The 20,673-nt window shown below is 60.1% G+C and carries 17 protein-coding genes; 10 read left to right on the top strand and 7 right to left on the bottom strand.

All coding sequences use genetic code 11. The annotated features are described in order from the left end of the window. Positions 1 to 13: 13 nt before the first annotated feature. The 6 genes from AB4O01_RS17355 to AB4O01_RS17330 form a co-directional block, all read right to left on the bottom strand. Entirely contained in the window at positions 14 to 895 is an 882-nt protein-coding gene (locus AB4O01_RS17355) for a symmetrical bis(5'-nucleosyl)-tetraphosphatase (protein ID WP_460089088.1), read from the bottom strand. Further along, entirely contained in the window at positions 895 to 1,275 is a 381-nt protein-coding gene (gene apaG, locus AB4O01_RS17350; RefSeq protein WP_116254383.1) for a Co2+/Mg2+ efflux protein ApaG, read from the bottom strand. Before apaG ends, AB4O01_RS17355 begins: the two co-directional genes overlap by 1 nt. Before the next feature lie 113 nt (positions 1,276 to 1,388). Beyond that, positions 1,389 to 2,207 (bottom strand): 16S rRNA (adenine(1518)-N(6)/adenine(1519)-N(6))-dimethyltransferase RsmA, encoded by an 819-nt coding sequence (rsmA, locus tag AB4O01_RS17345; RefSeq protein WP_093441939.1) that lies wholly within the window; start codon positions 2,205 to 2,207, stop codon positions 1,389 to 1,391. Then, the gene (gene pdxA, locus AB4O01_RS17340; RefSeq protein WP_093441935.1) at positions 2,204 to 3,193 is read right to left on the bottom strand and encodes a 4-hydroxythreonine-4-phosphate dehydrogenase PdxA; all 990 of its coding nucleotides are present in this window, start codon (positions 3,191 to 3,193) and stop codon (positions 2,204 to 2,206) included. Before pdxA ends, rsmA begins: the two co-directional genes overlap by 4 nt. Beyond that, a complete protein-coding gene (surA, locus tag AB4O01_RS17335) occupies positions 3,190 to 4,506 on the bottom strand; it encodes a peptidylprolyl isomerase SurA (RefSeq protein WP_147307367.1) in 1,317 nt (438 codons plus the stop codon). The genes pdxA and surA overlap by 4 nt, the downstream gene beginning before the upstream one ends. Continuing rightward, complete coding sequence (locus tag AB4O01_RS17330; RefSeq protein WP_093441930.1) at positions 4,487 to 7,303, bottom strand: LPS-assembly protein LptD; 2,817 nt, start codon at positions 7,301 to 7,303, stop codon at positions 4,487 to 4,489. The genes surA and AB4O01_RS17330 overlap by 20 nt, the downstream gene beginning before the upstream one ends. Positions 7,304 to 7,433: 130 nt before the next feature. Between AB4O01_RS17330 and AB4O01_RS17325 the strand changes: the two genes are divergently transcribed. Genes AB4O01_RS17325 through AB4O01_RS17315 form a run of 3 tightly spaced genes read left to right on the top strand, consistent with a single transcriptional unit; the run spans position 7,434 to position 9,890 of the window. Next, positions 7,434 to 8,453 carry an aminoglycoside phosphotransferase family protein gene (locus AB4O01_RS17325; RefSeq protein ID WP_460089087.1) on the top strand — a complete coding sequence of 340 codons (1,020 nt, stop codon included), beginning with the start codon at positions 7,434 to 7,436 and terminating at the stop codon, positions 8,451 to 8,453. Further along, entirely contained in the window at positions 8,450 to 9,121 is a 672-nt protein-coding gene (gene murU, locus AB4O01_RS17320) for an N-acetylmuramate alpha-1-phosphate uridylyltransferase MurU (RefSeq protein ID WP_186619870.1), read from the top strand. The genes AB4O01_RS17325 and murU overlap by 4 nt, the downstream gene beginning before the upstream one ends. Position 9,122: 1 nt before the next feature. Then, positions 9,123 to 9,890: a TerB family tellurite resistance protein gene (locus AB4O01_RS17315; protein ID WP_460089086.1), complete on the top strand. Its 768-nt coding sequence runs from the start codon at positions 9,123 to 9,125 to the stop codon at positions 9,888 to 9,890. Between the two features lie 126 nt (positions 9,891 to 10,016). Here the strand turns inward: AB4O01_RS17315 and AB4O01_RS17310 are convergent, their stop codons facing one another. Continuing rightward, the gene (locus AB4O01_RS17310) at positions 10,017 to 11,000 is read right to left on the bottom strand and encodes an alpha/beta hydrolase family protein (protein ID WP_460089085.1); all 984 of its coding nucleotides are present in this window, start codon (positions 10,998 to 11,000) and stop codon (positions 10,017 to 10,019) included. Between the two features lie 73 nt (positions 11,001 to 11,073). Between AB4O01_RS17310 and AB4O01_RS17305 the strand changes: the two genes are divergently transcribed. The 7 genes from AB4O01_RS17305 to AB4O01_RS17275 all read left to right on the top strand — a co-directional run bounded on the left by AB4O01_RS17305 (position 11,074) and on the right by AB4O01_RS17275 (position 20,672). Beyond that, entirely contained in the window at positions 11,074 to 13,470 is a 2,397-nt protein-coding gene (locus AB4O01_RS17305; protein WP_460089084.1) for a PAS domain-containing sensor histidine kinase, read from the top strand. Positions 13,471 to 13,555: 85 nt separating this feature from the next. Then, entirely contained in the window at positions 13,556 to 14,185 is a 630-nt protein-coding gene (locus tag AB4O01_RS17300; RefSeq protein ID WP_093441901.1) for a response regulator, read from the top strand. A gap of 347 nt (positions 14,186 to 14,532) precedes the next feature. Then, positions 14,533 to 15,657 (top strand): ABC transporter ATP-binding protein, encoded by a 1,125-nt coding sequence (locus tag AB4O01_RS17295; RefSeq protein WP_194935294.1) that lies wholly within the window; start codon positions 14,533 to 14,535, stop codon positions 15,655 to 15,657. A 48-nt stretch (positions 15,658 to 15,705) separates the two neighbouring features. Continuing rightward, the gene (locus AB4O01_RS17290) at positions 15,706 to 16,749 is read left to right on the top strand and encodes an ABC transporter substrate-binding protein (protein ID WP_008085222.1); all 1,044 of its coding nucleotides are present in this window, start codon (positions 15,706 to 15,708) and stop codon (positions 16,747 to 16,749) included. Between the two features lie 181 nt (positions 16,750 to 16,930). Next, positions 16,931 to 18,178, top strand: coding sequence for an ABC transporter permease (locus AB4O01_RS17285; RefSeq protein WP_093441896.1), 1,248 nt, complete (start codon positions 16,931 to 16,933; stop codon positions 18,176 to 18,178). A gap of 12 nt (positions 18,179 to 18,190) precedes the next feature. Next, the gene (locus AB4O01_RS17280) at positions 18,191 to 19,015 is read left to right on the top strand and encodes an ABC transporter permease (protein WP_008084123.1); all 825 of its coding nucleotides are present in this window, start codon (positions 18,191 to 18,193) and stop codon (positions 19,013 to 19,015) included. 508 nt (positions 19,016 to 19,523) lie between these two features. Further along, entirely contained in the window at positions 19,524 to 20,672 is a 1,149-nt protein-coding gene (locus tag AB4O01_RS17275) for an iron-containing alcohol dehydrogenase (protein WP_093441891.1), read from the top strand. Position 20,673: the final 1 nt, after the last annotated feature.

Here is a 20,673-nt window from a genome sequence, read left to right as displayed (position 1 = left end):
CTGAAAGCGCAGTCTAACGCGGTGCGCTGACTGGCGAAGTTTCGGGGATAAGTGGTGCGACAGTTGGCGCGAGTCCGCCGTGTTCGTCGCATTTGCACGACAGCCGTTCGCCGCTGTCGACATTCATCAGGGTCAGGCTGCCGCCCCAGACACAACCGGTGTCGAGCGCCGAGATACCTGGCTCATGGATATTGCCTTCGAGTGCCGCCCAGTGGCCGAAGATGATGCGCAGGCCTTTGGTCTTGCGATCCTTGTGCTGAAACCACGGTTTATATCCGGCGGGTGCTGTGTCGAGGCCTTCCTTGCTCTTGAGGTCGAGTTTGCCTTCGGCGGTGCAGAAGCGCATGCGCGTGAAGTAGTTGGTGATGACGCGCAAACGAGTCACGCCTTTGAGATCGTTGTCCCATTTCGCTGGATCGTTGCCGTACATGCCGTCGAGGTAGGCGAGCAGCATGTTGTCGTCTCGCAGGGCCGTTTCGACTTCGGCGGCGCACTTCAGTGCGCGGCTCAGCGACCATTGCGGTGGAATGCCGGCGTGAACCATGGCGACATCGCGCTGCTCGTCGTAGTGCATGAGCTTTTGTTGGCGTACCCATTCCAGCAGTTCCGCGCTGTCTGGGGCATCGAGAATCTCGCGCAGGGTGTCGGACTTTTTTAAACGCTCGATATTTTTAGCCGCTGCCAGCAAATGCAGGTCGTGGTTACCGAGCACGCAGACCAGCGATTCACGCATGCCATACAGAAAACGCAGGGTTTCCAGTGATTGCGGGCCACGGTTGACCAGATCACCCACCAGCCATAGCCGATCGAGTTTCGTGTCGAACGCTACTTGCTTGAGCAGGCACTTGAGCGGCTCAAGGCAGCCTTGCAGGTCGCCGACGGCATACGTCGCCATCAGTGCAAAGACCCGGGCACGGCGAGGCGGAACGGCTTGATGATGGCGTCGAAATGTTTGCCATCATCGGCGACCATTTCGTAGGTGCCCTGCATGGTGCCGACCTTGGTGGTCATCACTGTACCGCTGCTGTAGGTGTGGCTTTCGCCGGCCTCGATCAACGGTTGTTTGCCGACCACGCCAGCGCCGCGCACCTCCTCTACATGGCCATCACCGTCGGTGATCACCCAGTGCCGCGAAAGTAGCTTGGCCGGGATGGCGCCATTGTTCTGCACAGTGATGGTGTAGGCGAAGGCGAAGCGGTCGTGCTCGGGTTGCGATTGGTCTGCCAGATAGCGGGTGACGACGCTGACATCGACCTGGTAACGGGAATCGGACATGCAAGAGGCCTTAAACGAAGCGGAACGCGGGGCGTAGCTGATGGGGATTCAGTCTAGGCAAGTATCGGGCAGTAAACCAGAGTGGCGTCCTGCCCGATAGCGTTCATCGTTTATCAGTCGGCGGCGGGGGAGGCCGGGACTTGTACCGCGAGCTGGTCGGCCAGACGTACGAACGCGGCCAGATCCAGTTGCTCCGGACGCAAGCTGCCATCGACGCCGGCGGCTTCAATCTCGGCATTGCTGAGCAGTTGCTTGAGAGTATTGCGCAAGGTCTTGCGGCGTTGGTTGAACGCTTCGCGCACAACGCGCTCCAGCAGCTTGTGATCCTTGGCCGGGTGCGGCAGTACGGCGTGCGGCACCAAGCGGACGATGGCCGAGTCGACCTTCGGCGGCGGGTTGAACGCGCCGGGACCGACGTTGAACAGGTGTTCCACACGGCAATGGTACTGAACCATGATCGACAGGCGACCCCAGTCACCACCGCCAGGACCTGCGGCCAGACGCTCGACCACTTCTTTTTGCAGCATGAAGTGCATGTCGCGAATGATGCCGGCATTGTTCAGCAGGTGAAAAATCAGCGGCGTGGAGATGTTGTACGGCAGGTTGCCAACCACACGCAGGCTGTTTGGCGCGGCGTTGAGCGTGTTGAAGTCGAACTTCAGTGCATCGCCCTGATGCAGATTGAAGTTGTCCTTGCCGGCAAACTGCTGGTTGAGGATCGGGATCAGATCCTTGTCCAGTTCCACCACGTCGAGTTGTGCGCCGGAGGACAGCAGGCCGGCGGTCAGTGCGCCCTGGCCCGGGCCGATTTCCAGCAGGCGGTCTTCAGACTTGGCGCTGATGGAGCGCAGGATGCGGTCGATAACGCCGGCATCGTGCAGGAAGTTCTGGCCAAAGCGTTTGCGCGCCTTGTGTTGGTATTGCTCGGTCATAAACGGGTCTCGGCCATCTGGTAGGCGGTTTCCAGGGCGACTTGCAGGCTGCCGGTGTCGATCTTGCCGCTGCCGGCCAGATCGAGGGCGGTGCCGTGATCGACCGACGTGCGGATGATCGGCAGACCCAGGGTCACGTTGACGGCAGCGCCGAAGCCTTTGTACTTAAGCACAGGCAAACCCTGGTCGTGGTACATCGCCAGCACTGCGTCGCAGTGCTCCAGATATTTGGGGGTAAACAGAGTGTCGGCAGGCAGCGGGCCACGAAGGTCCATGCCCTCGCCGCGCAGGCGCTCTAATGTCGGTTCAATGATGTCGATTTCTTCATGGCCCAGGTGGCCGCCTTCACCGGCGTGCGGGTTGAGTCCGCAGACCAGGATGCGTGGCTGGGCGATGCCGAATTTGTGTTGCAGGTCGCTGTGCAGAATCCGCGTCACGCGCTCCAGCCGTTCTGGTGTGATTGCGTCGGCAATCTCGCGCAGGGGCAGGTGAGTGGTGACCAGTGCAACGCGCAAACCACGCGTGGCGAGCATCATCACCACTTGGGCGGTATGAGTCAGGTCGGCGAGGAATTCTGTGTGCCCGGAAAAGGCGATGCCGGACTCGTTGATCACGCCTTTGTGCACAGGCGCGGTGATCATTCCGGCGAAATCACCGTTCAGGCAGCCATTGCCGGCGCGGGTCAAGGTCTCGAGGACGAATGCGGCGTTGGCTTTGTCCAGTTGCCCGGCAACCACGGGGGCGCTGAGCGGCGTATCCCAGACATACAGGCTGCCTGCGGGCGCCGGAGCGTCCGGCCAGTGATCAGGCGCAACATCCAGCAAAGTGACGGCCAGCCCCAGCTGCGCGGCCCGCTCAAGGAGCAAGTCGCGGCTGGTGATGGCAATCAGGGGATGTGGCTGGGCTTGCGAGGCGAGCAGCAGGCACAGGTCGGGACCGATGCCGGCTGGTTCGCCGGGTGTCAGCGCGAAACGCTTGGGTTTCACTGCGCTGCCTGGTCTGCACCAGGGAGTTTGATCTCTACGTACGCTTCGTCACGGATCTGACGCAGCCAGGTTTGCAGCTCTTCGTCGTATTTGCGGTTACGCAGTACGGTCATGGCTTGCTGCTCGCGGGCCTGTTCAGTGCTGTCAGTGGCGCGACGGCCAAGGACTTCCAGAACGTGCCAGCCATATTGAGTCTGGAATGGCTTGGACAGCTGACCTTGTGGGGTCTTGGCCATCACTTCGCGGAATTCCGGTACCAGTGCGTTCGGGTCGATCCAGTTCAGGTCGCCGCCGTTGAGCGCCGAACCCGGGTCTTCGGAATAGCTTTTCGCCAGAGTGGCAAAATCTTCACCGGCCAGAATGCGCTCGTACAAGGATTGAACCAGTGCCTTGGTCTTCGCTTCATCGCGAATCGGGCTCGGCTTAACCAGAATGTGACGTACATGCACTTCATCGCGCATCTGCGCTTCGCCACCACGTTTTGCCAGCAGCTTGAGGATGATGAAACCACCCGGCGTGCGTGCAGGTTGCGTGATGTCGCCAACAGCCATGCTGCTCAACTCGCGGTCGAACGGCGGAGGCAGTTGCGCGGCTTTACGCCAGCCCATGTCGCCGCCTTCCAGTGCGTTGTCGCTGCCGGACTTGGCAACGGCCATCTGGCCGAAGTCAGCGCCTTGCTTGAGTTGCTGGTAAACCTCCATGGCCTGACGGGCAGCGTTCTGAATCGCTTCAGAGTTGGCGCTTTCCGGCGTCGGGATCAGGATGTTGGCCAGGTGCAGCTCTTCGGACAGTTGCATCTTGCCCAGGTCGGAGGCGAGGAAGTTCTTCACTTCCTGCTCGGAGACCTGAATGCGTTCTGCCACGCGGCGTTGACGTACGCGGCTGATGACCATTTCGCGTTTGATCTGGTCACGGGCGTCGTCGTAGGACAGGCCGTCGCGAGCCAGAGCAGCACGGAACTGCTCAACCGACATGTTATTGCGCTGGGCAATGGTGCCGACCGCCTGGTTCAGTTCTTCATCGGTGATGCGGATGCCGGAGCGTTCGCCGATCTGCAGTTGCAGGTTTTCGACGATCAGGCGCTCAAGCACCTGTTGATCCAGTACGCCAGGAGGCGGCAGGCCGCCACCACGCTTGGCGATGGTCTGCTGCACTTCGTGGACGCGCTGGTCCAGTTGGCTCTGCATGACCACATCGTTGTCGACGATCGCTACCACTTTGTCGATGGATTGAACTGCGGCGTTCGCCGCAGTACCCAGGAACAGCGCGCCCAGCATCAGCGGGCGCAGACAATCAGAAAGCTTGGTCTTCACGTTCACGATAACCTTGAATGCCTTTGTCGAGGAAGCTCTCTACCTTGGCGCCAGTGAGGCCGCCGAGTCCCTTCAGAACAATTTGGAGGAAGACGCCATGGTCGCCTTTTTCGTTTTGCGGAGCTTCCTGGCTGAACTCGTCATAGGAAACCCAGTAACGGTTGATCAGGCGCAGTTTCCAGCAGCAGTTGTCGTACTCGAAACCACCGAAGGCTTCCAGGGTACGGTTACGGTTGTAGTCATACTGCCAGCGGCTGATCGCGTTCCACTGCGGAACGATCGGCCAGATGACCGAGAAGTCATGCTGCTGGATCTTGTAGTAGTCCTTCACGTAGCCAGGCTGGCCAGGGGTGCCGTAGTCACCACCGCCCACCGACCATTTACCGGTGTTCTGGTCGTAACGAACCTGGTCATTGCGATAGCGATAGCCGGCGTTGATAACCTTGTTCGGGTTGTCTTCAGGCTGGTAGTGGAACATCGCGCTGCCGGAACGTGGGCTGCGGCTGTCCGGATCCCAGTTGTAGTCGGCCGTGGTGCGCCAGTCGCGGTTCCAGCGGTATTCGTATTCCAGTGCATATGGCGAAACGTTGGACTTCGCATCGTCACGGGTTTTGGCGTCGATACCTGGCAGTTGAACTTCGCGATCCTTGAAGTACAGAGCCTGGCCGACACTGATGCGTTGACGTTCGAAACCGTCGTCTTCGATCCAGCGGCTGGTCACGCCCAGCGACAGCTTGTTCTCGTCGCCGACACGGTCGGAGCCGGAGAAACGGTTGTCGCGGAATAGCGAGGCGTAGTTGAAGGTGTATTCGCTGGTGTCGAATACTGGAATATCTTCCTGATTCTCCTCAGGTACATAGAGGTAGAACAGTCGCGGTTCCAGTGTCTGACGGTAGTTCTTGCCGAAGAAAGACGTATTGCGGTCGAAGTACAGACCGCTGTCGATGCTGGCAATTGGTACGCCACGGTTCTGGTTACTGCCGAACTTGCCGCCTACGTAATCAGTACCTGCCGCAGCTGCGGCATTTTGCTGATCAACGATTTGGGATTTGCCGGTACCGTCCAGATCCAATTGATACTGGGTGTACTGGTACTTGAGCGACGGCTTCAGGAAGCCATAAGTCCAGTTCATTGGCAGACTGACACCAGGCTTCAGGTTCAGACGGTCGCCGTTAGCGCGTGCAAGGCCTTGAACGTTGTTGTCCAGTCTAGACTCAGTCGTAATACCGTCTTCCTGAGTGAAAGTGCCGGTTTTCAGATCACGATCAAACCGGACAAGCTCGGTCTCGTAGTCGAAGTTCAGACCTTCCGGGTGATACGGCAGCTGACCATTGAAGGTGATCTGCGGCAGACGGCCATACGGCGTAATGTTGGAAACGGTTGCCAACTGGTACTGCTGCGCATTCAGGCGGGCGGTGTAGCTGTCGCCACGGTAAGTGATCGCGCCCTGCTGGTTCACGTAGTCACTGCTTTTCACGCCAATCTGATCAGTCTGCAGATCCTGGAAGTAATAAGGATCGCTGATCTTGGTGTAGTCGACTTCGGTGAGCACGCGGGAGTCGAGACCGCCCTTGTGCTGCCAGTTGTACATGTAACGGGTTTTTTCGTAGTCGGTCTGCTTGCTGCGCTCGGTATCGTCATCGTTCAGATACGCCGCACCGAACTGACCTTCACTCGACTTGGTCAGGTAACGGAACTCACCTTCCACCAACATGCCGCGCTTGCTCATGTAACGCGGATACAACGTGGCGTCATAGTTCGGCGCCAGGTTGAAGTAGTAAGGCGTGACCAGCATGAAGCCGGTATCGCTGCCGCTGCCAATGGTCGGCGGCAGGAAGCCCGACTGGCGACGGTCGTCGATCGGGAAGTAGATGTACGGCGTGTACAGAATCGGAATGTCTTTAACGCGCAGCGTCACGTTGGTCGCGGTACCGAAACCGGTGGCCGGGTTCAAGGTGATGTTGTTGCCCTTGAGCTGCCAGGCGTTGCTGTTCGGTTCGCACGTGGTGTACGTGCCGTCCTTCAAACGGATGATCGCGTTCTCGGCACGCTTGGCGTACAGCGCGTTACCGCGGATACGCGATTTGTGCATCACGTATTCGGCGTTGTCGACCTTGGCTTCACCGGTGTCGAGCTGCACATCGGCGTGGTCGCCGACGATCAGCGCGCCGTTGTCGCGGATACGTACATCGCCATTGAGCTCGGCGCGGCTCTCGGCCTGATACAGGCTGGCCTCGTCGGATTCGACCTGCATGCTGCCCTGACGCAGGACAACATCACCGGCCAGCGTACCGACTTGATCATCGGTGTTATAGCGCGAGGCTTTTGCGCCGATAAAGGTCGGAGCATCGCTTTTGTTCGTCTTGTCATTCATGCCAGGACGAATCGGTTCGATGTAGGCACCAGAGCAGTAAGGCCCGGTCTCGGCCAATTGAGCGGCGGTGAGCTTCTCGCGCGGAACCCAGTCGAGGTGACTGAAGTCTTCGCTACGGGATTTCAAACCGCGGCCCTTGGCTTCGGTGACCAGCGCCGTTTTAGGCGCTGTGTCGGCAGCCGAACCGTTCTCGGTCGCCGCTTCGCCGGTAGCGCTGACGGCACTGCCGTCATGCACTGGACGCGGCGGCAACGCAGCAGCGGTTGATTTGGGCGCACAGGCCCAACCACCCGAAGCCGAGACGGAGCAGTCATACTGCTCGGCGGCAACAACGAATTGACTGGCCAGAGGTTGCATAGCCAGCAGACTGCCGGTTACCAACAACGGAAATTTTTTACGAAACGCGGGGGATTTCAATGCCATCTTATTAGTCCGGGCTTCCTGCGTGCCATCTGCCCGCGGTGTGGGCCGCACGCCTCTCGATGGTCTGAAAAAGATGCTGGATAATAAAGCATGACCCGCTTGACGGCTAGCGCCGTCGGAGACCCTTGCAATGCCTGACCAAGATGTACGCTTGCAACACCTGAAAGTTTGGCTCGATGAGCAGTTGGCAATCCTGTTTGCAGATCAGGGCTGGGGCACCGTGCCCCCGGCCACGTTGACTGCGGCCAGCAGCGACGCGAGTTTCCGCCGTTACTTCCGCTGGGAAGGCGAGGGGCGCAGCTTCGTCGTGATGGACGCACCGCCGCCCCAGGAAAACTGCAAACCGTTCGTGGATATCGCTTTTTTGCTGGCGAAATCCGGAATAAATGTGCCGAAAATTTATGCCGAGGACCTCGAGCGCGGATTTCTTTTGCTCAATGACCTGGGCAACCAGACCTATCTCGACGTGATCGATGGCGAAAATGCCGACGCATTGTTCGCCGATGCCCTGCAAGCGTTGCTGGCTTTTCAGCAGTTGCCGATGGTTGCACCGTTGCCGAGCTACGACGTTGCCTTGCTGCGCCGTGAGCTGGAACTGTTCCCCGAGTGGTATGTGACGCGTGAACTCGGTGTCGAATTTGATTCGACTCAGCAACAGCAGTGGCAGCAGGTTAGTGATCTGCTGATCGACAGCGCACTCGCTCAACCCAAAGTGCTGGTACACCGCGACTACATGCCACGCAACCTGATGCTCAGCGAACCGAATCCCGGCGTGCTGGATTTCCAGGATGCGGTTTATGGCCCGGTGACCTACGACGTGACCTGCCTGTTCAAGGACGCCTTCCTCAGCTGGCCCGAAGAGCGCGTGCGCGGCTGGCTGGAAAATTACTGGCAGCAAGCTTCGGCGCTGAACATTCCAGTGCAGCCGGACTTCGAAGACTTCCTGCGCGCCAGCGATCTGATGGGCGTGCAGCGCCATTTGAAAGTTATCGGCATCTTCGCGCGCATCTGCCACCGTGACGGCAAGCCGCGTTATCTGGCCGACGTGCCACGTTTCTTCTCCTATATAGAAGCGGTGATTGCGCGACGTCCTGAATTGGCCGAACTGCAAGCGCTGTTCACCAGCCTGCGGGGTGGAGCAACAGCATGAAGGCAATGATTCTGGCGGCAGGCAAAGGCGAGCGCATGCGTCCGCTGACCCTGACCACGCCGAAACCACTGGTGCGTGCCGGCGGTGTTCCCCTGATCGAATATCACCTGCGCGCCCTCGCGGCCGCAGGATTCAACGAGATCGTGATCAACCACGCCTGGCTCGGTCAGCAGATCGAGGATTATCTGGGTGACGGTTCGCGATTTGGTGTGAGCATTCAGTACTCGCCCGAAGGCGAGCCACTGGAAACCGGCGGCGGGATTTTCCGGGCGCTGCCGATGCTTGGCGATGATGCGTTCCTGGTGGTCAACGGTGATATCTGGACCGATTATGACTTCAGCGTCCTGCACCAGCCGATCAACGGACTCGCGCATCTGGTCCTTGCGGACAACCCGACGCATCACCCGAACGGTGATTTCACGTTAGCCGACGGCCAGGTGATCGATGGCCAGCCTGATGCTGCAACCCTGACCTACAGCGGCATCGCTGTGCTGCATCCGCAACTGTTCGATGGCTGCGCCGACGGCGCGTTCAAGCTGGCACCGCTGCTGCGCAAAGCCATGGCGGCTGGCGAAGTGAGTGGCGAGCGCCTGAAAGGGCACTGGGTCGATGTCGGTACGCATGAGCGTCTGGCTGAAGCTGAAACATTGATAGAAGCGAGTCGCTGACATGTTGTGGCCAGGGACTCTGATTGGAGCCGGAGCGGGATTTGCAATCGCCAGCATTCCGGGGGCCATGCTTGGGGCATTGTTGGGGCAGGCGCTGGATCGGCGTCTGCACTTGCAGAGCTGGGGACACTTGCTGGAAAAACTCGGCGGTCGGCCGATGCTGCGCAACGACGAACTGTTGTTTGTGTTGCTCGGGCGTCTGGCCAAGAGTGATGGTCGGGTTACCGACGGGCATATCCAGCAGGCGCGCAACGAGATGCGTGCGCTGGAGATGAGTGAGCCGGCAACGCGCCGCGCCATCGCGGCATTCAACCGTGGCAAGTCTGAAAATGACAATCTGCGCGGTTATCTGCGGCGCTTGAGCGCGCAGCCCCATGCGGCCGAGGGTGTCTTGCGTGCGTGCTGGCGGATGGTCTGGGCCGATGGTCGTGCTGGCGTCAGCGAGCGTGAATTGTTGGCGCAGTGGGGCAAATGGCTGGGCTGGACAACGCATCAGGTGCAGGCGCTGGCCAGTGATTACGAACCGGGCAAGCGTCCGATCGTCAGTGCTGCAGTGAGCTATCAGGAGGCGATGCGTTTATTGGGCGTGTCGGCCTCCAGTGAACCGGCGCAGATCAAACGGGCCTATCGGCGCCTGCTCAGTCGTCATCATCCGGACAAGATTGCCGGAACGGGGGCGACGCCAGCGCAGGTGCGTGAAGCGACTGATAGAACCCGGGAGCTGCACAATGCTTATACGTTGATTCGTGAGCGGCGGGATTTTCGCTAGTCGTTAGAGCTGTGTTGGCGGTGATGGCCCCTTCTCGAGCAAGCTCGCTCCCACATTGGATCTGTGTACACAATCCATTGTGGGAGCGAGCTTGCTCGCGAATGCGGGCGACTCGGTCTTATTCGGTCAGTCCATGTTCTGCGGATTCAACCAGCCACGCACCCGGCGGAACAACTGTTCCTGCTCAGCCTTGTTGTCTGGCAAGGCTCTGAGCGCCACTTGGCTGAACGCCGAAGTCTTCAAACGCTTGCTCGCCTGCATGCGCTCCAGCGCGGCGTTGCGATCCAGCGGCTTGTCCATGTAGAAAATATCTGCGGTCGGCAGCTTCAGCGTTGGCGTCAGCTCGGCCAGTGGCGGTTTGGCCTTGGCTGGCATCTGCGCATCGACCATGACGAACTTCTCTACCTGCGCGGTTTGTTTCTCGCCCAGGTATCGCGCGGCCCAATAGGCGCCAGTGCCGTGTCCGAGCACGACAATGCTGCGTGCGCTCTGCTGTTCGGCGTAGGCAATCGCGGCGTCGATGCGCGCGAAGATGCGTTCGGCGTCAGCCTTGGATTGTTCTTCAGTGGTTTCGGCGACCACTTGATCCGCCACTTCGGCTTCACCGCCAGCGGCTTGTTCAATTGGCTGCGCGGTAGTGGAGTCCTTGCTACCCGACTCCGGTGCTTTCGGCGCAACCGGCGCTTCAACCACGCGCGGTGCGATGGCGTCGCTTTGCAGGTCGGGCAGGGTGATACTCAGGCTGCTCCATTTTGCATCCGGCAGTTTGCGCCGCAATGGGCCGATTGCCTGCGGCCAGTCAGCGGTTTCGCCGGCGCCAGGGATGATGATCACCGCGCCTTTGGGCTCGGCGGTGTTGGCCGGTTTCCACAGGGCGAGGAAGCTGTCGCTGCCGGCCTGCAATTGTTGCTGTTCTTGCGCCGGGACTTTACGTTCCAGTGCGGCGGCCTCTTCCTGACTACGCTCTAGCAGTGGCTGACGTTCGGCCGGTTTTTCTTCTGCCGGTTTTTCCGCCGCAGGAGTGGGGTCGGCGGCGTTGACGGAAAACGCACAGGGCAGGATCAGCGACAGGCACAATGCTGGCATTGCCAGGCGGTAAACAGAGGGCATCGGTTATTCCAGGCCAGAAAGTATCCCGGCAGCCTAATGGGTTGGTCAGAATTTGTCAGTGTATGAGACTTCAATGAAGCGATTTTGCTGCCTGTGGGTTATCGGCTGTTTGTGGTTTCCCTTGATGGGCTGGGCGGCGCCTGCGCCCCCGGCCCACGTTGCGCAATTGTCGGCGGGCCAGCAGCAATGGCTGGCGCAGCACAATGAACTGCGCGTCGGTCTGGTCCTGCAAGCACCGTATGCGCAATACGACCGGCGTTTGCAGCGGCTGTCCGGGGCCAATGTCGAACTGATGAAGTTGTTGGCCAAGACGCTCAATGTCGAACTGAGCTGGCGTAACTTTCAGGATCTCGCACAACTGGAAACCGCCGTGCGCGAGGGCGAGATCGATATCGCTCCGGGCCTGAGTCAAACCCCGAGTGCGTTGCGTCTGTGGCAGTTCTCCGATCCCTACATGCGCGTGCCGCAACTGGTGGTCAGTGATCAGAAGGCCAGTGGCGTGATCGATCTGGAGAAACTCGACAGCCAGGTCCGCGTCGCCGTGCGCATGCCCAGCAGTACTGCCGATTACCTGCGCAGCAACTATCCACATCTGAACCTGCAAGGCGTGCCGCTGGAGCGTCAAGCCTTGCAGTTGCTGTTGACGCAGCAGGCTGCCTACGCCGTGGTCGACGAGGCACAACTCGGGCGGTTGTCGGTAGAGCCGGAGTTCGCCGAACTGGTGGTGGTCGGCGATATCGGCCTGCCGCAACTGCTGCGAGTCGGCTCGCGCCGCGATTGGCCGGAGCTGGCCGGTATTGTGCAAAGTGCTTTGCGCGCGATTCCGGCCAAAGATCTGGAGCAACTGCACAACCAATGGCTGCAACCGAAATACCCGCGACTGTCGGAGTCGCCCGGCTTCTGGCAGAACCTCAGTCTGTTGTTTGCGGTGATGCTGCTCAGTTGTGTCGCGATCGTGTTCTGGCAGCGCCGCCAACAGCACAGCCTGGAGCAGCGATTGCTGGCCGCCCGGGAGGACATCGCCTTGCGCGCGGCCAGCGAAGAAGCGCTGCGGTTGACGCAGTTCTCCATCGATCAAAGCACCGTCGGCATCCTCTGGGTCAACTGGGACAGCCATGTGCGCTACGCCAATCGCGCGGCGGAAAACATGCTCGGTTACCCCTCAGGCGGGTTGATCGAGCGTCCCCTGATCGACTTCGAGCCGGGGCTGCACATGGATCGCTGGCTCAATCTGTGGAAGCGCGCGCGGGCCAGCGAAGAAGGGCCGCTGAGTTTCGAAACCAGTTGCGTGCGCGCCGACGGCAGTGTTTTGCCCGCGGACGTGTCGCTGAGTTTCCTGCGCTTTCGCGACAGCGAATACCTGGTGGTTTACCTCACCGATGTCACCGAGCGCCGCCGGGCTCTGGCGGCGTTGCAGGAAAGCGAGGCGCGACTGCAAGGCATTGCGGCGAATGTGCCGGGGCTGGTGTTCCGTCTGGAGCGGGCGCCGGTGACCGGGCAGATCGACTTTGCCTATATCAGCGAGGGCAGCGAAAGTCTGGTCGGCTATGCCCCGGCCGCCATTGCCCATCGCGACATGGGCCTGCGCAGCCTGGTGCATCCCGACGATAAGGCGAGTTATCACTGCACTCAGGATCAGGCGCTGGACACCGACAGTGACTGGTCATGGCAAGGCCGGATCCTCACGCGTCAGGGCGAGCAGCGCTGGGCCGAGATCAAAGCGATCACCCGGCAACTGGAGGACGGCGCGTATGTCTGGGACGGCATCGTCTGGGACATCAGCGAGAGCAAGCGTATCGAGCTGGAACTGGCGGCCTCCCGCGAGCAATTGCGTGAACTGTCGGCGCACCTTGAAAGCGTGCGAGAAGAAGAGAAGGCGCGAATTGCCCGCGAGGTTCACGATGAATTGGGGCAGATGTTGACGGTGCTGAAACTGGAAACATCGATGTGCGAACTGGCCTACGCGCAACTCGATCCCGGTCTGAACGAACGGTTGAACAGCATGAAGCGCCTGATCGCCCAGTTATTTCAATTGGTGCGTGATGTGGCGACGGCGCTGCGACCACCGATTCTCGATGCCGGGATTGCGTCGGCAATCGAGTGGCAGGCGCGGCGGTTCGAGGCGCGTACGCAGATTCCATGCCTGGTGCAGGTGCCTGACAATCTGCCGGCGCTCAGTGATGCCAAGGCGATTGGCCTGTTCCGGATCCTGCAGGAGGCGCTGACCAATGTGATGCGCCATGCCCAGGCGCATACTGTGGAACTGACGCTGGCGCTGGAAGGCGACGAATTGTGTCTGACGGTCGCCGATGATGGCGTAGGATTCGTCGCCGCTGCAGGTCGGCCGACTTCGTTTGGTCTGGTGGGCATGCGCGAACGGGTGCTGATCATGGGCGGGCGATTGACGCTGGAGAGTGAGCCGGGGGAGGGCACCAGTCTGGTGGTGCGGGTGCCGGTGAGTGAGGTTTGAAGATTTGTGGTGTTTGGGCTGACGCTATCGCGAGCAGGCTCGCTCCCACAGGGATTGGTGTGTACCTGAAATCTGGAGAAAAGATTTGATCCGTGTACTGGTAGCCGAAGACCACACCATTGTCCGCGAAGGCATCAAGCAATTGATTGGCCTGGCCAAGGATCTGCAAGTGGTGGGCGAGGCGAGCAATGGTGAGCAACTGCTCGAAACCCTGCGCAATGTGCCGTGCGAAGTGGTGCTGCTCGACATCTCCATGCCCGGGGTCAATGGCCTCGAAGCGATCCCGCGCATCCGTGCTCTGAACAATCCGCCAGCGATTCTGGTGCTGTCGATGCATGACGAAGCGCAGATGGCTGCTCGGGCGCTGAAGGTTGGCGCCGCCGGGTATGCGACCAAGGACAGTGATCCGGCGTTGTTGCTCACCGCCATTCGCAAGGTCGCGGCCGGTGGGCGTTACATTGATCCGGATCTGGCGGATCGCATGGTCTTCGAAGTCGGCCTGACCGATGCGCGGCCGCTGCATTCTTTGTTGTCCGAACGCGAGTTCTCGGTGTTCGAACGCTTGGCCCAAGGCGCCAACGTCAATGACATCGCCCAGCAACTGGCGCTGAGCAGCAAAACCATCAGCACCCACAAGGCGCGTTTGATGCAGAAACTCAACATCACCTCGCTGGCCGAACTGGTCAAGTACGCGATGGAACACAAACTCCTCTGATCAGCACTGTTCCCCTGTGGGAGCGAGCCTGCTCGCGAATGCGGTGTATCAGTCACAGAATGAGTTGAATGACCCACCGCTTTCGCGAGCAAGCTCGCTCCCACAGGGTTCTTTGTTCAGCTCTCGATGTGCGCATATCCATTAACGACAGGCGCTTTTGCTTGTTCTTGCAGCTTGCAGCTCAACCCTCGCCATTGCCTTATCCATTAGCGCCATCCTTGTAGGGCAATCCCTACCCCCAACCTTCCATCCGGCTGAGGCGATTCTCTCCTGCGCCCCGATTTGCGTGCCTGTCAGCAACCACTAGGCTTAATCCACAAGCAGTCATCAACAACAAAGGTGTGGGTATGAGCCAGGTCGAAACAAACGCAGGGGCCAGTGATGTGCTGGTCAGCTTTCGTGGAGTGCAGAAGAGCTACGACGGCGAGAACCTGATCGTCAAAGACCTCAACCTGGACATCCGCAAAGGCGAATTTCTCACCCTGCTAGGGCCATCCGGTTCCGGCAAGACCACTAGCCTGATGATGCTCGCTGGCTTCGAAACACCGACCGCCGGCGAAATTCTGCTGGCCGGGCGCTCGATCAACAACGTGCCGCCGCACAAGCGCGACATCGGCATGGTGTTCCAGAACTACGCGCTGTTCCCGCACATGACCGTGGCGGAAAACCTCGCGTTTCCACTGACCGTCCGTGGCCTGAACAAAAGCGATGTCAGTGACCGCGTGAAAAAAGTCCTCAGCATGGTTCAGCTCGACGCGTTCGCCTCGCGTTATCCGGCGCAACTGTCCGGCGGTCAGCAACAGCGTGTGGCGTTGGCCCGTGCGCTGGTGTTCGAACCGCAACTGGTGCTGATGGACGAGCCTCTTGGCGCCCTCGACAAGCAACTGCGTGAACACATGCAGATGGAAATCAAACACCTGCACCAGCGCCTCGGTGTGACCGTGGTCTATGTGACCCACGATCAGGGTGAAGCGCTGACCATGTCCGACCGCGTGGCGGTATTCCATCAAGGCGAAATCCAGCAGATCGCCCCGCCCCGCACCCTTTACGAAGAGCCAAAAAACACTTTCGTCGCCAACTTCATCGGCGAGAACAACCGCCTCAACGGCCGCCTGCTCAGCCAGACCGGTGAGCGCTGCGTGGTCGAGTTGGGCCGTGGCGAAAAGGTCGAGGCGCTGGCGGTCAACGTCGGCCAGACCGGCGAACCGGTGACCCTGTCGATCCGTCCGGAGCGCGTCAGCCTCAACGGTTCGAGCGATCAATGCGTTAACCGCTTCTCAGGGAGGGTGGCGGAATTCATCTATCTGGGCGACCACGTCCGGGTGCGCCTGGAAGTCTGCGGCAAGACCGACTTCTTCGTGAAACAACCGATTGCCGAGCTCGATCCAGCGCTCGCCGTCGGTGACGTGGTACCGCTTGGCTGGCAGGTCGAGCACGTACGCGCGCTTGATCCGCTTTTAGAGGCGAACTGATCGCCCCGGCAATACCAACACCAACCCTGCACGTGGAGAGAACAATAAATGTTGAGATCCCTGAAGTTCACCGCCCTGACCCTGGGCCTGATGGGTGCGGCCAGCGCGATGGCCGCCGGCCCGGATTTGACCGTGGTGTCGTTTGGCGGGGCGAACAAGGCGGCGCAAGTCAAAGCCTTCTATGCACCGTGGGAAGCGGCGGGCAACGGCAAGATCGTCGCCGGCGAATACAACGGCGAAATGGCCAAGGTCAAAGCCATGGTCGACACCAAGAGCGTGTCGTGGGATCTGGTGGAAGTTGAATCGCCAGAGCTGTCCCGTGGCTGCGACGAAGACATGTTCGAACAACTCGACCCGGCACTGTTCGGCAAGACTGAAGACTACGTCAAAGGCGCGATTCAGCCGTGCGGCGTGGGCTTCTTCGTGTGGTCGACCGTACTGGCTTACAACGCCGACAAGCTGAAAACCGCGCCGACCAGCTGGGCCGATTTCTGGGACACCAAGAAATTCCCGGGCAAGCGTGGCCTGCGCAAAGGCGCCAAGTACACCCTCGAATTCGCGCTGATGGCCGACGGTGTGGCGCCGAAAGACGTCTACAAAGAGCTGGCGAGCAAGGGTGGCCAGGATCGTGCGTTCAAGAAGCTTGATGAGCTGAAGCCAAGCATTCAGTGGTGGGAAGCCGGCGCGCAACCGCCGCAATACCTCGCTTCCGGTGACGTAGTGATGAGCTCGGCCTACAACGGTCGCATCGCTGCCGTGCAGAAGGAATCCAACCTGAAAGTGGTGTGGAACGGCGGCATCTACGACTTCGACGCCTGGGCCATCCCGAAAGGTCTGGACGCCAAGCGCGCCGAAGCGGCGAAGAAATTCATCGCTTACTCGGTACAGCCGCAGCAGCAGAAAACCTACTCGGAAAACATCGCCTACGGCCCGGCCAATACCCAAGCCGTACCGCTGCTGGCCAAGGATGTTCTGAAAGACATGCCGACCACCCCGGAAAACATCGCCAACCAGGTGCAGATCGACGTCAGCTTCTGGGCTGACAACGGCGAGCAACTGGAGCAGCGCTTCAACTCCTGGGCTGCGAAATAACCGAGGGCTCGCTCTCCTGTGGGAGCGAGCTTGCTCGCGAAAGCGCCAGTACATTGAACATTGATGTCGACTGATGCGCCGCCTTCGCGAGCAAGCTCGCTCCCACATTTGGATCTGTGTGCATCAATCGATCGAGGTGGTTCGCCACCTCTGTAACGATCAAAGATTTGCGGAGTACGTCATGGCCATCGCCGTTCCCCTGAACGAGGGCACCAGCCCCACCTTGAAGCAGAAGCTCAAGCGCGCCGAGCGGGTCAACCGCTGGAAGGCTCAAGCGCTGATTGCGCCGCTGGTGCTGTTTCTGTTGCTGGTGTTTCTGGTGCCGATCGTGGCGCTGCTCTACAAAAGCGTCGGCAACCCCGAAGTGGTCGGCGGCATGCCGCGCACCGTGGCGGCCATCGCCAGTTGGGACGGCCGTGGCCTGCCCGCTGAACCGGTCTACAAGGCTGCCGGCGAAGACCTCGCCGAAGCGCGCAAAAACCAGACGCTGGGCGATCTGTCCAAGCGCTTGAACATGGAGTTGGCCGGCTATCGCAGCCTGTTGACCAAAACCGCCCGGGCGCTGCCGTTCGCCAGCGAACCGGCCTCCTATAAAGAAGCACTGGAAGGTCTCGACGAACGTTGGGGCGACCCGGCCTACTGGCAAGCGGTCAAACGCAACACCAGCAGCATTACGCCTTACTACTTGCTGGCTGCGGTCGATCACCGTATCGACGACCTCGGCGAAATCGCCCCGGCCACCCCGGATCAGGCGATCTACCTCGACATCTTCGCCCGCACCTTCTGGATGGGCCTGGTCATCACCGTGATCTGCCTGCTGCTGGCTTATCCGCTGGCGTACCTGCTGGCCAATCTGCCGTCGCGGCAAAGCAACCTACTGATGATCCTCGTGCTGCTGCCGTTCTGGACATCGATCCTGGTGCGCGTCGCCGCGTGGATCGTACTGCTGCAATCGGGCGGTCTGATCAACAGTGGGCTGATGGCCATGGGCATCATCGATAAACCGCTGGAACTGGTGTTCAACCGCACCGGCGTGTACATCTCGATGGTGCACATTCTGCTGCCGTTCATGATCCTGCCGATCTACAGCGTTATGAAAGGCATCTCGCCGACCTACATGCGCGCGGCGATTTCCCTCGGCTGCCACCCGTTCGCCAGTTTCTGGCGGGTGTACTTCCCGCAGACCTACGCCGGTGTTGGCGCCGGTTGCCTGTTGGTGTTCATCCTCGCTATCGGCTACTACATCACCCCGGCGCTGCTCGGCAGCCCGAACGATCAAATGGTCAGCTACTTCGTCGCTTTCTACACCAACACCAGCATCAACTGGGGCATGGCCACCGCGCTGGGCGGGCTGTTGCTGCTGGCGACCGTGGTGCTTTATCTGATTTACAGCTGGCTGGTCGGCGCCAGTCGCCTGCGCCTGAGCTAAGGGGAATTCGAAATGCTGAGTCCTTACATGTCGCCCATTGAACGGGTGTGGTTCTACAGCCTGCGGATCCTCTGCGGCCTGATTCTGTTGTTCCTGATTCTGCCGGTGCTGGTGATTATTCCGCTGTCATTCAACTCGGGGAGTTTTCTGGTCTATCCGCTGCAGGGTTTCTCGCTGCAGTGGTACCACGACTTCTTCGCCTCGGCGGAATGGATGCGGGCACTGAAGAACAGCATCATTGTTGCCCCAGCGGCGACGGTGCTGGCGATGATATTCGGTACGCTGGCGGCGATTGGTCTGACTCGCGGTGACTTCCCCGGCAAAGCGCTGGTGATGGCGCTGGTGATTTCGCCGATGGTGGTGCCGGTGGTGATCATCGGCGTGGCGAGTTATCTGTTCTTCGCGCCGTTGGGTTTGGGCAACAGCTTTTTCTCGCTGATTGTGGTGCATGCGGTGTTGGGTGTGCCGTTTGTGATCATCACCGTGTCGGCGACATTGCAGGGGTTTAACCACAACCTGGTGCGGGCGGCGGCGAGTCTCGGTGCATCGCCACTGACGGCGTTCCGCCGGGTGACCTTGCCGCTGATTGCGCCGGGGGTGATTTCCGGGGCGTTGTTTGCGTTTGCGACTTCGTTTGATGAGGTGGTGGTGACGTTGTTTCTTGCCGGGCCTGAGCAGGCGACGTTGCCACGGCAGATGTTCAGCGGGATTCGCGAGAACCTGAGTCCGACGATTGCCGCTGCTGCCACGTTGCTGATCGCCTTCTCCGTCATTTTGCTGCTGACCCTGGAATGGCTGCGCGGGCGTAGCGAAAAACTGCGTACGGCTCAGGTTTAAGGGCCAGATCAAAAGCTTACCCCCCTCACCCCAGCCCTCTCCCCCAGGGGGGCGAGGGGGAAAGGGAGCAGATCGTTGTGCTTTTCAAAACCCGAGAACGACTCGGTATCTCAAGTCGGTGTATCTCCTCCATGCACCTCGGTCAGTCAGTCTTTTTACCTTCGGGGGGAAAGGGAGCAGATCGTTGTGCTTTTCAAAACCCGAGAACGACTCGGTATCTCAAGTCGGTGTATCTCCTCCATGCACCTCGGTCAGTCAGTCTTTTTACCTTCGGGGGGAAAGGGGAGCAGATCGTTGTGCTTTTCAAAACTCGAGTTCGACTCGGTATCGCACGTCGGTGTACCTCTCCCATCCACCTCGGTCAGTCCCCTCTCCCTCCGGGAGAGGGCTAGGGTGAGGGGCTCTTGATCTTCTAACCGATCAACCATTCACCACCTGAATAGCAGACAACCCCAAATCCCCAGCTAATCTTGTGCCCAGCTCCCACATCTATAAGAGGCTGCGCACGATGAGTCTGTCCCAGTTCAAAATCGCTCACAAACTGATCACCGGCGCCGCCGCCATCGAACAACTGGCCGCTGAGCTCACGCGCCTGGACATCGACAATCCACTGATCGTCACCGACGCCGCGCTGGTCAAATCCGGCACCGTCGAGCTGGCGCTGGTGCAACTCGGTGGGCGCGACTACGAGATTTTCGACCGCGTGCTGCCCGATCCGGAAATCGCCATCGTCGAAGACTGCATGCGCGTTTACCGCGAGGGCGGGCATGACGGCTTGATCGGCCTCGGTGGCGGCAGTGCCATCGACATCGCCAAAAGCGTCGCCGCCTACGCCGGTTACCACGGCGCGCTGGAAGATCTGTTCGGCGTCGATCAGGTGCCACGCAAAGGCCCACCGCTGATTGCCATCCCGACCACCGCCGGCACTGGCTCTGAAGTGACCAATGTTGCGATTCTCTCGGACAAAGTCGCGCAGTTGAAGAAAGGCATCGTCAGCGACTTTCTGTTACCGGACGTGGCGCTGGTCAGCCCGCAGATGACCCTGACCTGCCCACGCAGCGTCACCGCCGCCAGTGGCGTCGACGCCTTGGTGCACGCCATCGAATCCTATCTGTCGGTGAATGCCTCGCCGATCACCGATTCGCTGGCCATCGGCGCCATCAAGCTGATCGCCAAAGCGTTGCCCAAGGCCTATGCCAACGGCGCCAACCTGCAGGCTCGCGAAGACATGGCCACCGCCAGCCTGATGGCCGGCATGGCGTTCGGCAATGCCGGGGTTGGCGCGGTGCATGCGCTGGCGTATCCACTGGGCGGGCGTTTCAATATCGCCCATGGCGTGAGCAATGCCTTGCTGCTGCCGTATGTCATGACCTGGAACAAGATGGCCTGCGTCGAACGCATGCAGGATATTGCCGAAGCCATGGGGGTGAAGACTGCTCATCTGAGTGCAGCCGAGGCGGCGGACAAAGCCGTGCAGGCGATGACCGATCTGTGCGCGGCCGTGGAAATCCCGGCCGGGCTGCGTAGTTTCGGCGTGCCGGAAGAGGCGATCCCGGCGATGGCCGTGGAAGCCGCGGGCATTGAGCGGCTGATGCGCAATAACCCGCGCAAACTCAGTGCTGTCGATATCGAGAAGATCTACCGCGCGGCGTATTGAG

The sequence above is a fragment of the Pseudomonas sp. S2_E02 genome, assembly GCF_054668355.1.
This window is presented reverse-complemented; position numbering and strand designations above follow the sequence as displayed.

Bases quoted from the DNA above. Each gene is read 5' to 3' on its own strand.
- AB4O01_RS17280 (WP_008084123.1), top strand. From the start codon at position 18,191: ATGCTGAGTCCTTACATGTCGCCCATTGAACGGGTGTGGTTCTACAGC.
- AB4O01_RS17355 (WP_460089088.1), bottom strand. From the start codon at position 895: ATGGCGACGTATGCCGTCGGCGACCTGCAAGGCTGCCTTGAGCCGCTC.
- AB4O01_RS17290 (WP_008085222.1), top strand. From the start codon at position 15,706: ATGTTGAGATCCCTGAAGTTCACCGCCCTGACCCTGGGCCTGATGGGT.
- AB4O01_RS17330 (WP_093441930.1), bottom strand. From the start codon at position 7,303: ATGGCATTGAAATCCCCCGCGTTTCGTAAAAAATTTCCGTTGTTGGTA.
- murU (WP_186619870.1), top strand. From the start codon at position 8,450: ATGAAGGCAATGATTCTGGCGGCAGGCAAAGGCGAGCGCATGCGTCCG.
- AB4O01_RS17295 (WP_194935294.1), top strand. From the start codon at position 14,533: ATGAGCCAGGTCGAAACAAACGCAGGGGCCAGTGATGTGCTGGTCAGC.
- apaG (WP_116254383.1), bottom strand. From the start codon at position 1,275: ATGTCCGATTCCCGTTACCAGGTCGATGTCAGCGTCGTCACCCGCTAT.
- rsmA (WP_093441939.1), bottom strand. From the start codon at position 2,207: ATGACCGAGCAATACCAACACAAGGCGCGCAAACGCTTTGGCCAGAAC.
- AB4O01_RS17310 (WP_460089085.1), bottom strand. From the start codon at position 11,000: ATGCCCTCTGTTTACCGCCTGGCAATGCCAGCATTGTGCCTGTCGCTG.
- AB4O01_RS17305 (WP_460089084.1), top strand. From the start codon at position 11,074: ATGAAGCGATTTTGCTGCCTGTGGGTTATCGGCTGTTTGTGGTTTCCC.
- AB4O01_RS17285 (WP_093441896.1), top strand. From the start codon at position 16,931: ATGGCCATCGCCGTTCCCCTGAACGAGGGCACCAGCCCCACCTTGAAG.
- AB4O01_RS17315 (WP_460089086.1), top strand. From the start codon at position 9,123: ATGTTGTGGCCAGGGACTCTGATTGGAGCCGGAGCGGGATTTGCAATC.
- AB4O01_RS17325 (WP_460089087.1), top strand. From the start codon at position 7,434: ATGCCTGACCAAGATGTACGCTTGCAACACCTGAAAGTTTGGCTCGAT.
- AB4O01_RS17275 (WP_093441891.1), top strand. From the start codon at position 19,524: ATGAGTCTGTCCCAGTTCAAAATCGCTCACAAACTGATCACCGGCGCC.